This is a genomic window from Streptomyces sp. NPDC032472 (assembly GCF_040636955.1).
GTDB lineage: Bacteria > Actinomycetota > Actinomycetes > Streptomycetales > Streptomycetaceae > Streptomyces.
The window spans coordinates 1-12,186 of the sequence record NZ_JBEZVK010000115.1; the positions used below are offsets into that span (position 1 = coordinate 1).

Below are 12,186 nucleotides of genomic sequence, written 5' to 3' on the forward strand. Positions count from 1 at the left end.
GGTACGAGTCCCAGATGCTCTACACGGGCGCACCGGCGGCCGTGGCCGAGCCGGACGGCACGGCCGTCGCGGCGGCCCTCGGCCTGGACGCCGGCCTGCACATCGCGTCGGCCCCCTCGACCGGATCCCGGCCGGACGGCGGCCGCCCCGCCGGCCCCTGGCACCGGGCGGTCCAGCCCTGGATGGTGGCCCTGGCCGGCCGCACGCAGGCGGCCCCCGGCCGCGGCGGACAGCAGCCGTAGACCCGGCCACCGGGTCCGCGGCCGGGGTGTCCGTCAGGACCGCAAGGGCGGAGTGGGCAGCGCAGCGCCGTCGACGGCGCCGGTGCTGCCACCGGCGCCGTCGAGCGCCACGAGCGAGAGCACGACGATCGAACCCGTCCACGCCAGCGGAGCGATGGACGAGGGCCGCCCCTGCCGGTCCACCTTCTCCGGCAGCTCTCCGAGCGCGTTGCGCTTGGACAGGACCCAGTCCAGCACCCGTTCGGCCTTCGCCGTCCTCCCCGTACCGGCCCACGCGAGCGCGAAGAACGACGTACTGGGCGTCCAGGCGTTCCCGCCCCACGGCGCGGCCGGGTCGTTCCCGGGCGTCAGGCCGCCGTTGGGCAGCAGCAGCGCCCGGTACGTGACGTCCAGTGCCCGCGGCAGCCCCGCCGGGGCCGCGTTGAAGGGAGGCGCCATGAACGCCACCGCGCTGTCGTACCCGTGGCGCCCGTCGACGGTGCGCCGATAGCCCAGGGGAGCGAAGCGCGCGGAGATCGCCGCGGACAGCCGCCGCGCGGCACCGGACCAGCGCGCCGCGTCGCCCGGCCGGCCCGTCTCCCGCGCGAGGTCCGCGGAGGCGTTGAGCCCGGCGAGCAGGGGAGCGGCCGTCCCGATGTTCGGCGTGGTCGTCATCAGCTCCCAGTAGTCCGGGGAGGCCGGGGGCAGCCCGTCCGGCCGCAAGGACGCCGCCGCGCGGTCGGCCGCCTTCCGGATCATCGGGTAGAGGGCGTTCATCCGGGCGCGCCGGGTGTCCCGAGGGGCCGCCTGGTACCACTGCCACGTCGCCCAGGGCACCCAGCCGTTGGCATCCAGCTGCCACCGCCTGCCGTCCGGCGGGCCGGACCCGTCGAGCTTCGTCCGCGCCTCCCAGGTGCCGTCCCTGCGCTGGGTCGCGGCGCTGTGGCGCAGGATCCGATAGGCCTCCGTGTCATGGCCGGTGTGCGCGAACGCGGCCGAGACGAAGCTGGAGTCGCGTGGCCAGGAGTACTGCCAGCCGGGGGTCCATCCCGCCGCCACGGCGCCGTTCGGCCGGAGCAGGGCGCGCATGGACAGCAGGGCCCGCTCGGCCGCCGCCCGCTGCACCGGAGTCCTGCCGGGCACCCGGCCGGCCGCCAGCCAGGCGCGGCTCTGCGCGATCTGCTGTCGCGCCGCCGCATGGTCCCGCAGGACCACGGCGGACGTGCCCCTGCCGGCGGGAAGGTACCGCCACCCGCCGGACGGCAACCGCAGCACGTTGCTGCGCTCGACGTACCGCGCACCCCTGGCGGTGGAGTACAGCACCCCTTCGACGGCGGTCGTGTTGGAGAGCAGGCCGACGGTCGGGGCGGCGAGCACCGACAGGGGCGCGTAGCTGCCCTCGGCATCCCCGCGGCCCTGGTGACCCCCGGCCCCGACGAAGAGCGCCGGCCGCGCAGTCCGGGCAGGCCGTCCGGCATGCAGCCCGGCGGCGCACACGGGAAGGGCGACACCCGCCAGGGCCACCACCGCCACCGCCCACCGAAGAGGCCGCACTCCGGGCATCACCACTCCCTCCGTCGGCACTCCCTGCAAGCGGACCCCGGTGCCCATCCTGGAAGAGCCGTACCGGGGCCGCCACGGCACGCAGCCGCCCGGGTGACCGGGGGATCCGGGGGATCGTGCCGGCCGCCCCCTCCCGTAACCCGTTCTCACCCGTCCGGGATGCCGACGCCGGACACCCGTGCACACGATGGGGGCCCGGCCGGCCGACCCTCGCTGCAAAGGGGTGGTGAATGAGCACTGCTCCGACAGCGCCGCAGGATGCCCGCACGCACTCCTCCCCGAGGGGCGGGACCGCCGCCCCCGTTCTTCCCCGGCTCCTCCTGCCGGGGACCTGCGCCGTCCTCGTGTCCGCCGCGGGAGCCCTGATCGCGGTCGGCTGCTTCCTCGGCCTCTACGTACGCCCCACGTCCGACGACTGGTGCGCCGCCTGGAAGTCCCGCGACCTGGGAGTCCTCGGCATCACCTCCGACTTCTACTCGACCCAGAACGGCCGGGTCACCAACGCCTTCCTGAGCGGTGTCGTCTACGCCGACGGCCTGACGGGCATCAAGGTCCTCCCCACCGCGATCGTCGTGGCCTTCACCACGGCCCTGGTGCTCCTGGCGCGTGAGTTCACCCGCCTACTGGGCGCAAACCCCAAGGTGCTCCTCCTGCTGACCTGCTCCCTGCTCATCCAGGCGCTGCTCTACTACGCGGGCACCCGCAACTACCAGGTCCTGCTGTGGGCCCCCGCCACGATCTCCCACACGCTCCCGAGCGTCATAGGGATCTGGGCGCTCCTGCTGGGCATCGCCACCGTCCGAACCCGCAGTCCCGCCGTCCGCGCGGCCGGCTTCGCCGGGGCCTTCCTCGTCGCCTTCGCGATCGGCACGCTGAGCGAACCGTTCGCACTGGTCAGCGGCCTGCTCGCAGCCGCGGTCGCGCTGCTGGTGCCGCGGAACCGGCGTGCGTTCACCTGGTGCCTGCTCTGGTGCTCCGGCCTCGCCTGCGGCCTGATCGTGCTCTACACGTCCCCCGGCGCCCGCTCGCGCCGCGCCCGGCAGCCGGCCGCGGAGCCGCTGCTCTCCGCGAAGGAGCTCGGGGCCGCGTTCGGGGACTGGCTGCACATGTGGGAGGTGGTCACCGGTCAATGGGCCTACCTCGGCGCCGCCGCAGCCGGCGTCCTCCTGGGCCTGGGCAGCAGACTCCGGTTCCCGCCCCCGACCAGGCTTCGCATCCCCCTGCTCCTCCTCCCCGTGCCGGTGGTGGTACTGGGCTCCTTCGCGGTGGTGCTGGGCCTGCGCAGCGGCTACGGCCCGACCGGCTGGACGTACGCCCGCGCCTGGACGAGCTATCTCGTACCGATGGAACTGGCGCTCTGCGGCTACGGCGCCCTCCTCGGGGCATGGGGCCGCCGACGCCTGGCGGACCACCGCGCGCCCGTGGCAGCCGCAACGGTGTCGGCGGGCTGCCTGGCCCTGGCCTCGGCGGCCGTACTCGTACCGAACGTCCAGTACCTCACGACCACCACGGTCACCCGCGCCGCAGCCTGGGACGCCCAGAACTCCCGCATCCGCAAGGAAGCCGCCCGGGGCGCCGCGGACATCGGCTACACCCCTCTCCACATCGGAAACCTCGCCGAACCGTTCTTCACGTCCGCCTACGAACGCGACTGGGCCGCCGCGTGCGTGGCGAAGTGGTACGGCATCCCCCGCATCCACCCCCGCTGAAGCTCTGAAGTTGCTCAACCCGGGCGTGGAACTGCCCATGGCCGGGGCATCGTGCTCCCACGAGACGCAACAGCACCGGCAACGGAACGGGGGAGAACGATGGCGGTCGTACTGACCATGGCCCTGGTCATCGTCGTGGTGGCCTTCCAGGTACTGCGCGGGCCCAAACGGCGGCGCCGCAGGATCTCGTGGGGCGACGGCGGGGGCGATTCCTGCGGCGGCAGCTCCTCGTGCGGCTCGTCCTGCGGGGGAGGCGGCGGCGACTGACCGTGTCGTCGTGCCCCTCGCCGGGCCCGACGTGCAACCGTTTCCCCATGACAGAAGGCTCGGCACCTCATCTCTCTCCGGCACGGATCACCGTCCTGGGCGTCCAGCCCGGCAATCCGCCCTTCCGGATCGTGGAGCTCGACGGGGAGTTCGTCGGCAGGGCGACCTCGATGACCGATGTACTGCTGGTCGCCGCGGAGCTGGGCGTCCCGATCCACGACCTCGACGACCTGGACGAGGTCCGCTGGGTCGGAGGCGGCAAATTCCACTGGACCCTGCCGTGACCGTGCTGCCGGAAATCCCACTCGCGCAGCAGCCCTGCCCGCTGAGAGCATGCTCCGGTGATCCCTCCCGGCACCCGCACCCGCATCCGCATTCCAGAGGCTCTGGCCGCATCGCACCGCGCCTGGTTCGGGGCGTCGGGTGATGCATGGATCGCAGGCCTCCCCACTATGGCGGCGGACTGCATGGACCGCTGGGAGCTGCGGCTCGACGGGCCACCAAGGCACGGGGCGGTCGCGCTGGTCCTGCCGGTGCTCCGCGCCGACGGTACGCCGGCCGTACTGAAGCTCCAGCCGGTCGACGAGGAAACAAGAGACGAGCCCCTGGCCCTGGCCGCCTGGGCCGGAAGGGGCGCGGTCTCCCTCCTCGCCACCGACCCCGGGACGGGCGCCATGTTGCTGGAACGCCTCGACGCGGCCCGCTCGCTGACGGCCGTCGAGGACGAGACCACAGCCGTGCAGACCCTGTCCGAGGTCCTGGCCCGCCTGGTGGCCCTCCCCGCCCCGGAGGGAGTACGCCATCTGGCGGACGTCGCTGCGGCCATGCTCGACGCGGCGCCCGGAGCGATGACACGGCTGGCGGATCCGGAGGACCGCCGACTGGTGGAGACCTGCGCGGCGGCCGTACGGGAACTGACCGACGAGCCGGGCGACCGCCTCCTGCACTGGGACCTGCACTACGACAACGTCCTGGCCCCACTGCACGCTGCAGAGCGGGAACCCTGGCTGGCCATCGACCCCAAACCCCTTGCCGGAGACCCGGGTTTCGACCTCCTGCCCGCCCTCCAGAACCGCTGGCCCGAGGTGGAGGCCTCAGGGGACATCACCCGATCGATCCGCCGCCGCTTCGACCTGATGACCGAGGTCCTCGCCCTCGACCGCCACCGCGCCACCGGCTGGACCCTCGGCCGCGTCCTGCAGAACACCCTGTGGTCCATCGAAGACGGCGCCACCCGCATGAACCCCACCCAGACCAGCATCGCCCGAGCCCTCCTGACACCCCGCTGAAGGCGAACGCGACGCGGCGACGAAGCGGACGACTCGACATTCGGGGCAGCCGCCAGGTGACGGCCGGGTGGCGGGTCGTCAGTGGGTGGCGGCGTTGCGGAGGGCGAGGGTGGTCCGTGCGGCGGCGGCGAGGTCGGTTTCCCGCACCTGCCGCACGATGGCGAAGGTGCTGGCGTCGCTCCAGGCGCACATGGCCTGGTCGCCGTCAGGCCCGACAACCAGGCCGCAGCTCAGGCCGCCGCCGTACTGGCCTGCGTCGAAGCTGGTCACATCGTGCGCTTTCGCGCCGGCGAAGGCGTTGCGGAACTCCTGCGCGATCGACTTGTTCGCCTTTTCCTGGCGTACCGTCGGGTCCCACTCGGCGCTGCGGACCGCGACGACGAGGTCGAAGGATCCGTCCCCGTCCCGGTCGTAGTAGCCGGTCCTCAGCCCTTCGGGCATCTTGCGGCCCGCCACCACCTCGGCCTCGGCGCGTTCGGCGGCTTCACCCGTCATCCGCCGGAAGTCCTGGAAGCTGTTCGGGAGGGCGCCGGTGCGGGGCTCGCTCGCTTCCGAGCCGCCCCAGGCGGCCGCCGGTGCCCGCGTTTCGGAGGCCGGGGGCTCGTAGTCGTAGGAGATGGCCGCCTTCGCGCAGGCGGCCACGAAGATGAGCAGGCTCGCGCCCACGATGATCAGGTGCCGCTTCCTCGCCTCCCGCAGGGTGTCGGCGGGATCGCCACCGGGCGGGGTGTGGGGCGCGCGCCAGTCGCGGGTCTGCCGCCAGACCACCACGATGGCCACCAGGGCGACGCCCACGATCCCGACCACCTGGCCGAAGGCGTACTCGGGCGAGTTGGTGTCCACAGAGGCGACGATCATGCCCGCATCGTACGTGTGATCGAAACCCCGGTGCGTCACGATTCGGCTACGCCGCGAGGCGGGTGCGACCGGACCGCGAAGCCGAGCAGCCCTCCTTCGGCTGGCTCACCACCGACCTGCCGGTCTACCCGACCACGACCCTCAACCTGAAGACGCACCTCCACACCCGCCCGGTCGGCGAGCGCCCCTTCGTGGAGCTGGAACCCACCGACCACCCCCTCGCCGTCGAACAGCGCACGGGGATCAGCCTGGACCGGGTACGGCAGATCGCGGCGGCCGTGCTCCACGCCGGCGGCGGCGAAAGCAGTGACGGCTGACAACCCGCATCGTCAAGCCGGGTCAGCGCAGGGGCGGGTGGGTGGTGAGCCAGTGGTGGGCGATCTGTTCGCGGGTGGTGAGCCAGGCGCCGCCGCGCTGGGCGACGTGTTTCAGGAAGCCGTCGAGTGCGCGGATGCGGCCGGGGCGGCCCGTGATCCGGCAGTGCAGGCCGACGCTCATCATGCGCGGCCGGTCGGCGCCCTCGGTGTGCAGCGCGTCGAACGTGTCGACGAGGTACGTGAGCATGTCGTCGGCGGTCGTGAAGCCGTGGACGATCAGGAACTTGAAGTCGTTCGCGTCGAGGCTGTACGGCACCACGAGGTGCGGGCGGCCGGCCGCCTCCACGTAGAACGGCAGGTCGTCCGAGTAGTCGTCGGAGTCGTAGAGGAAGCCGCCCTCCTCGGCGACGAGGCGCCGCGTACGGGGGCTCGTACGGCCGGTGTACCAGCCGACGGGCCTGCGTCCGACGAGTCGTTCGATCGTGGCGGTCGAGCGCGCGATGTCGGCCCGCTCGACCTCCTCGGGCACGTGGCGGTAGTCGATCCAGCGCCACCCGTGGCTCGCCACCTCCCAGCCGGCGGCGCCCATGGCGCGCGCCGCGTCCGGATTGCGGGCGAGTGCCTGCCCCACCGCGTGGACGGTGAGGGGTGCGCCGTGCGCCGCGAGCGTGCGGTGGATGCGCCAGAACCCGGCGCGCGAGCCGTACGCGAACATCGACTCGACGTTCAGCTCGCGCCCGCCCACCACGGGCGGCGCGCCGACGAGCTCGTGGAGGTACCCCTCCGAGGCGGGATCGCCCTCGAGGACGTTCCGTTCGCCGCCTTCCTCGTAGTTGAGGACGAGGCTGACGGCGACCCGGGCGCCGCCGGGCCAGGCGGCATGCGGCGGCTCGGCGCCGTAGCCGACGAAATCGCGGTGGTGGTCGGACGCGGGCTCGGACACGCGCCGCACCCTACCGAAAGCCGCCGGAGCGCCTAGTTCCGCCACGGCGGTCCGTCCGCGATGATGTGCGCTCGTTACTGCTCGTCAACCCCGACGGAAAGGAACGGAGCATGACCACACTGTGGTCGAGCCAGGGCGCACTCCGTCGCAAACCGATCGAGCACATCGAGGAGCCCGAAGGCGCAGCCAGCGAGCAGCTCACCCGCACCCTCGGCCTGTGGCAGCTCACCGCCATCGGTGTCGGCGGCATCATCGGCGCCGGCATCTTCACGCTCGCCGGGACGGTCGCCAACGGCGTCGCGGGACCGGCCGTGCTCCTCTCGTTCCTCATCGCCGGTGTGGCCAGCGCCGCGGCGGCGTTCTCCTACGCCGAGTTCGCCGGCCTGATCCCGAAGGCCGGCTCCGCCTACACCTACGGGTACGCCGTCCTCGGCGAGCTGGCGGGCTGGTTCATCGGATGGGACCTGCTGCTGGAGTACACGGCCATCGTCGCGGTCGTCGCCATCGGCATCTCCGGGTACTTCAACTTCCTCCTGGAGGACACGGGCGCGGGCCTGCCCACCTGGATGCTGGGCGCTCCCGGCACCGGCGCAGGGCACCGCTTCGACCTCATCGCGGCTGTGCTGTGCCTGTTCACGGCCTATCTGCTCAACCTGGGCATCAAGAGTGCGGCACGCTTCGAGACCGTCGTCGTCGGCCTCAAGGTGCTGGTCGTGCTGCTGGTCATCGTCGTCGGCTTCTTCCACATCAACACCGACAACTACACGCCCTTCTTCCCCTTCGGGGTGAGCGGCGCCTTCACCGGCGCGGCCACGGTCTTCTTCGCGGTCTTCGGCTACGACGCCATGAGCACGGCGGCGGAGGAGTCCAAGGACGCGCAGCGGCACATGCCCCGGGCGATCATCTACTCCCTCGCCATCGCCATGGTGCTGTACGTGCTGGCCTGCCTGGTCCTGACGGGCATGCAGAAGTACACGGAGATCGACCCGGAGAGCGGTTTCTCCTCGGCCTTCAAGGCGGTCGGGCTGCCCGTGGTCGCCGACGTCATCGCGGTCGGAGCGATCATCGGCATCCTCACGGTGATGTTCACGTTCATGCTCGGCGTGACCCGCGTGTGGTTCTCCATGAGCCGTGACGGACTGCTGCCCCACTGGTTCGCCAAGACCCACCCGACCCGGCACGTGCCGACCCGCGTCACCTGGATCGTCGGCGTGGCATCGGCGGTCCTGGCGGGCTTCGTGCCGATCGGCGAGGCGGCGGAGCTCACCAACATCGGGATCCTGCTCGCCTTCGCCGTCGTGTGCACCTCCGTCATCGTGCTGCGCTACCGCCGTCCCGACCTGCCCCGCACCTTCCGCACGCCGCTGATGCCCTTCACCCCCGCGGTCGGCGTCATCGCCTCGATCTGGCTCATCACGTACCTGCGCGTGGAGACGTGGATCCGCTTCGTGGTCTGGTTCCTCGTCGGTCTGGTCATCTACTTCGGCTACTCCTACCGGCACTCCAAGCTGGCCGGGCGCCCCGGGCCCGACACGACGGGGGGTGTGGGCCCGCCGGCGTAGGACGCGGCCGCCGTCTCCCACCTGATCTCGCCCTCGTGCCGGTGACCGGTGGGAGCCAGGCCCGCGGCCGCGGCCACGGCTGCCGATGCGTGGTGGTCCGGATGGATGTGGGCGCGGACCGCCTGTACGCCGTACGCCCGGAGCCGGGCGACCAGTCCTCGGGCCGCCTCGGCGGCGATCCCGCGCCCCTGCCACGGAGTCCCGACGACCCAGGCGACCTCGGCCGTCCACCCGTTTCCGGCAGAGCTCAGCGTGGCCTGCACCGTCCCGGCGAGGCGTGCGTCCTCACGGAGCCGGATGACCCAGTTCCACCACCGCACCCCGGGATCGGGGGAGCCCGCCACCAGGCGTTCGTACCGTGTGCGCAACGCCTGCGGGGAGTGCGGGGCTCCGCCGATGAAGACGTGGAGCGCCGGGTCGGCCAGCACCTCGGCCATCTCTTCCGCGTGCTCCACGGCGAGCGGTACGAGGCTCAGCCTGCGCGTCTCGATGGACCCGATCCCCACGGCGTCCACGCCGCCCCCCCATGCCCGACCGCTCCCGTACGTTTGCTGCTTGCCCGCCCCACCCTACGGTGCAACCCCCGCCCGAGGTCGTCGGCGCCTGGTTGTAGGTTGCTTGCCTCACCTTCTGTGCAAGGAGCACCACACCCATGTCCATACCGCCGCAGCCGCCGTCGTCCCCCGGGCCGTACCCCCCGCCGGGCCCGTACGGACAGCCGGGGCAGCAGCCCGGGCCGTACGGCGGCCCGCAGGGCTGGTACGCGCCGCCCCCGATGCCGATGGCGCCGCAGAAGATGAACGCCCTGGCCATCGTGGCGTTCGGCATGTCCATCCTCTGCGCGGTGCCGACGGTCCCGCTGATCCTCGGCTTCGTCGCCCTCTCCCAGATCCGCAACCGGGGCGAAAAGGGCAAGGGCTTCGCCATCGCGGCCATCGCCATCCACGGCGCCACCATCGCGTTCTACGCGGTCGTGCTGACGCTCGGGTTCTCCGGCGCACTCGACGACGGCCCCTCGCCGAAGCGCGACACCGGCGGCCAGGTCACCACCCCGGGCTCCGTCAGCCTGGAGGACATCCGCAAGGGGGACTGCTTCGACACGGGCGGCAAGCTGGCGCAGTACAGCGACAAGGACGGCGGCCAGGGCGGCTCCTCGGTGAAGATCGTGCCCTGCACCCAGCCCCACGAGGGCGAGGCGTACGCCGTCTTCCGCCTGGACGACGGGGCGTACCCGGGCAAGGACAAGGTCGTCTCGACCGCCGAGGAGAAGTGCGCCGGCCCCGAACTCACCGACTACGTGGGCAAGAACGCCAAGCTCCCCGAGTCCCTGGAGGTGTTCTACTACTACCCGCAGGTCGCCACGTGGATCGGCGGAGACCGGGAGATCACCTGCTTCATCGGGAACCCCGGCGGCCCGACCACCGGCTCGCTCCGCGCCACCGGCTCCTGACCCGCGCGGGGGCGGGTACGGGGGACCGCTTTCCAGGAGTGGTCCCCCGGCCCCGGCAGCGGCGATACCGTGGTGGCACACGCCAGTTCTGCCCCTGGAGCGCCCCATGAGCGAACAGCCGGCCCCCGCCGACACCGCACGGCAGCCGCTGGAGCCCGCAGCCGCCGAGGGCCTGCGCGCGTACGCGGCCAGGACCCGGGCCGACGCCGACCGGCTGGCCGCCGTCCTGGAGGACATCGCCGCCAACGGCCTCCCCGCGGTGGAGGACTGCACCCCGTGGGAGGAGCTGCGCGAGGCCCACCTGGCCCGCCTCGTCGCTCAGCGCCCGGCCGTCGCCTGAGGCCCGCCCGTCGCCCGTCGCCCGTCACCTGGCGCCCGTACGCGCTTCAGCGCCGCGCCCATCGGGCCGCCATCTCTGTGCGGTTGGCGCAGCCGAGCTTGGAGAGGATGCTGCGGACGTGGGTTTCCACCGTGCGTTCGGAGATCACCAGGTCGTCGGCGATCTGCCGGTTCGTACGGGCCCGGTAGACGAGCTCGGCGATCTGGCGTTCGCGCGGCGTCAGCGGATCGGCGCTGTCCCGCCGGTCGGCGATCTCGCCGAGCAGGCGTCCGGCGGCGGCGCAGGGGCCGGGTTGGTCGAGCCGGTCGGCGATCGACAGCGCCTCCGAGGCCAGGGCGGCAGCCTCCGCGAGTGCCCCCTTGTCGCGTACGACGGCGGCCAGGTCCAAGCAGGTCAGCGCCACGTACGGCCGTGCGCCGAGGGCCCGGTTGCGCACCAGCGCCTCGCGCAGCAGCTCCTCGGCCTGTGACGGCCGGCCGGCGGCCAGGGCGAGCCGGCCCAGATCGCGACTGACCGTGCCGGAGAAGTACGCCGTGGGCGTGCCGAGCGCCCCGGGGTACGGCCTGAACAGCGCGAGCTGCTCGTACACCAGCCGAGCGGCCTCGGCATCGCCGGCCAGGCAGATCACGTCCACCAGGTTCAGCAGCAGCGCGGGCCACGACGGATTCGCCGTCGGGACCGGCAGCAGCGGCCGCAGCCGCTCGTAGAAGTCCCGCGCCTCTTCCGGCCGCCCGGCGAGGAACAGCGCCCGTACCCGCATCGACAGCAGCAGCGGGTGCCTCGGCGCCCGGTCGAGGTCGCGCCACATCGCCTCGGTCAGCTCCCCGGCGTCGCCGCGCACGCAGGCCAACTGCTGGTGCAGGACATGGCCCACCGCGGTGGCGGACTGGTCCCCGCTGGCCCGGGCGAGCTCGGCGGCCTCCTCGTCCAGACGCCGGGCCTCGGCGAACCGGCCTTCCGGTTCGGCGCGGGCCGCGCCGACGCGCAGCAGGTGCCAGCGGGCCAGCGGCAGCGGGGAACGGGCCACGGCCGCCTCGATGCCGCGGACCGCGTCGTCCACCAGGTCCAGCCGGCCCAGCAGGTACCCGGCCTGGACGCGCCACTGGTGGCCCAGAACGGCGGCCAGCGGATCGCCGAGCTGCTCGGCGCGCGACACGGCCAGCGCGCCCAGGCGCAGCCGCTCGGTCGTGTCGTCGGGATGCGCCAGGGTCATCTGCACGGCCCGGGCGGCGTCGAGTTCGGCCCGCAGGTCACCGGTGGCCGCGGCCAGGCCGAGGGCGTCGCGGGCGTGCCGGGCCGCCTCCTCCGGCGCATCGAGCTCGGCCGAGGTGGCGAGTTGGGCGAGCAGCCGGGCGCGCACCGCCCCCGGCAGGTCCTCCACGGCCAGAGCAGCCCCGCACAGCCGGGCGATGGCCTGCGCGGCCCGCGGGAACGTGACGCCCTGCAGCACCAGGGCCACCTCGGCGAGCAGCGCCGGCCGGCCGCTCGCGCCCGCCGCCTCGGAGGCCTCGTCGCAGTGGCGCAGGCTGGCGTCGTACCGCCCGGCCAGGTACTCGGCGCGGGCCAGGTCGATCAGCGCCGGGGCGCGCTGCGGGTCCGCCGGATCCAGCACGGCGACGGCGTCCGCCAGGTGCCGGGCGGCATCGGCGTACGCGTGCCGGTCGCGG

General features: G+C 73.1%; 13 protein-coding genes and 1 pseudogene. 9 read left to right on the forward strand and 5 right to left on the reverse strand.

Going from position 1 to position 12,186, the window contains the following annotated elements:
* A partial coding sequence (locus AB0F11_RS35680) for a hypothetical protein (protein ID WP_362183234.1) occupies positions 1-242 on the forward strand: 242 nt, incomplete at its 5' end.
* 33 nt (positions 243-275) lie between these two features.
* On the opposite strand, the gene AB0F11_RS35685 is transcribed toward AB0F11_RS35680, so the two are convergent.
* A complete protein-coding gene (locus tag AB0F11_RS35685) occupies positions 276-1,784 on the reverse strand; it encodes a hypothetical protein (protein ID WP_362183237.1) in 1,509 nt (502 codons plus the stop codon).
* Between the two features lie 230 nt (positions 1,785-2,014).
* On the opposite strand from AB0F11_RS35685, the gene AB0F11_RS35690 reads away from it, so the two are divergent.
* From AB0F11_RS35690 to AB0F11_RS35705, 4 genes are all read left to right on the forward strand, one after another.
* Entirely contained in the window at positions 2,015-3,493 is a 1,479-nt protein-coding gene (locus tag AB0F11_RS35690) for a DUF6056 family protein (RefSeq protein ID WP_362183240.1), read from the forward strand.
* Between the two features lie 99 nt (positions 3,494-3,592).
* Positions 3,593-3,760: a hypothetical protein gene (locus AB0F11_RS35695; protein WP_362183243.1), complete on the forward strand. Its 168-nt coding sequence runs from the start codon at positions 3,593-3,595 to the stop codon at positions 3,758-3,760.
* Positions 3,761-3,807: 47 nt separating this feature from the next.
* Positions 3,808-4,044 carry a hypothetical protein gene (locus AB0F11_RS35700; protein WP_362183246.1) on the forward strand — a complete coding sequence of 79 codons (237 nt, stop codon included), beginning with the start codon at positions 3,808-3,810 and terminating at the stop codon, positions 4,042-4,044.
* Positions 4,045-4,128: 84 nt separating this feature from the next.
* Positions 4,129-5,049 carry an aminoglycoside phosphotransferase family protein gene (locus tag AB0F11_RS35705; protein WP_362183270.1) on the forward strand — a complete coding sequence of 307 codons (921 nt, stop codon included), beginning with the start codon at positions 4,129-4,131 and terminating at the stop codon, positions 5,047-5,049.
* A gap of 78 nt (positions 5,050-5,127) precedes the next feature.
* Here the strand turns inward: AB0F11_RS35705 and AB0F11_RS35710 are convergent, their stop codons facing one another.
* Positions 5,128-5,907: a hypothetical protein gene (locus AB0F11_RS35710; protein ID WP_362183249.1), complete on the reverse strand. Its 780-nt coding sequence runs from the start codon at positions 5,905-5,907 to the stop codon at positions 5,128-5,130.
* Between the two features lie 65 nt (positions 5,908-5,972).
* Here AB0F11_RS35710 and AB0F11_RS35715 point away from each other — a divergent pair.
* Positions 5,973-6,224, forward strand: a pseudogene (locus AB0F11_RS35715) (DUF2199 domain-containing protein); the annotation flags it as partial.
* 22 nt (positions 6,225-6,246) lie between these two features.
* Here AB0F11_RS35715 and puuE read toward each other — a convergent pair.
* Positions 6,247-7,167 carry an allantoinase PuuE gene (gene puuE, locus AB0F11_RS35720; RefSeq protein ID WP_362183252.1) on the reverse strand — a complete coding sequence of 307 codons (921 nt, stop codon included), beginning with the start codon at positions 7,165-7,167 and terminating at the stop codon, positions 6,247-6,249.
* A gap of 110 nt (positions 7,168-7,277) precedes the next feature.
* Between puuE and AB0F11_RS35725 the strand changes: the two genes are divergently transcribed.
* On the forward strand, positions 7,278-8,729 hold the full coding sequence (locus AB0F11_RS35725) for an amino acid permease (protein ID WP_362183255.1): 1,452 nt from the start codon (positions 7,278-7,280) through the stop codon (positions 8,727-8,729).
* Here AB0F11_RS35725 and AB0F11_RS35730 read toward each other — a convergent pair.
* Complete coding sequence (locus AB0F11_RS35730; protein WP_362183258.1) at positions 8,660-9,244, reverse strand: GNAT family N-acetyltransferase; 585 nt, start codon at positions 9,242-9,244, stop codon at positions 8,660-8,662. The two genes, AB0F11_RS35725 and AB0F11_RS35730, sit on opposite strands and share 70 nt — an antisense overlap.
* Positions 9,245-9,381: 137 nt before the next feature.
* On the opposite strand from AB0F11_RS35730, the gene AB0F11_RS35735 reads away from it, so the two are divergent.
* Entirely contained in the window at positions 9,382-10,179 is a 798-nt protein-coding gene (locus AB0F11_RS35735) for a DUF4190 domain-containing protein (protein ID WP_362183261.1), read from the forward strand.
* Between the two features lie 106 nt (positions 10,180-10,285).
* Complete coding sequence (locus AB0F11_RS35740) at positions 10,286-10,519, forward strand: hypothetical protein (RefSeq protein ID WP_362183264.1); 234 nt, start codon at positions 10,286-10,288, stop codon at positions 10,517-10,519.
* A gap of 46 nt (positions 10,520-10,565) precedes the next feature.
* Here the strand turns inward: AB0F11_RS35740 and AB0F11_RS35745 are convergent.
* Positions 10,566-12,186, reverse strand: a 1,621-nt coding sequence (locus tag AB0F11_RS35745; protein WP_362183267.1) for a helix-turn-helix transcriptional regulator, incomplete at its 5' end; no start/stop codon positions are given.

Coding starts and splice junctions, on each gene's coding strand:
- AB0F11_RS35685 (WP_362183237.1), bottom strand. CDS start 1,784: ATGCCCGGAGTGCGGCCTCTTCGGTGGGCGGTGGCGGTGGTGGCCCTG.
- AB0F11_RS35690 (WP_362183240.1), top strand. CDS start 2,015: ATGAGCACTGCTCCGACAGCGCCGCAGGATGCCCGCACGCACTCCTCC.
- AB0F11_RS35695 (WP_362183243.1), top strand. CDS start 3,593: ATGGCGGTCGTACTGACCATGGCCCTGGTCATCGTCGTGGTGGCCTTC.
- AB0F11_RS35700 (WP_362183246.1), top strand. CDS start 3,808: ATGACAGAAGGCTCGGCACCTCATCTCTCTCCGGCACGGATCACCGTC.
- AB0F11_RS35710 (WP_362183249.1), bottom strand. CDS start 5,907: ATGATCGTCGCCTCTGTGGACACCAACTCGCCCGAGTACGCCTTCGGC.
- AB0F11_RS35725 (WP_362183255.1), top strand. CDS start 7,278: ATGACCACACTGTGGTCGAGCCAGGGCGCACTCCGTCGCAAACCGATC.
- AB0F11_RS35735 (WP_362183261.1), top strand. CDS start 9,382: ATGTCCATACCGCCGCAGCCGCCGTCGTCCCCCGGGCCGTACCCCCCG.
- AB0F11_RS35740 (WP_362183264.1), top strand. CDS start 10,286: ATGAGCGAACAGCCGGCCCCCGCCGACACCGCACGGCAGCCGCTGGAG.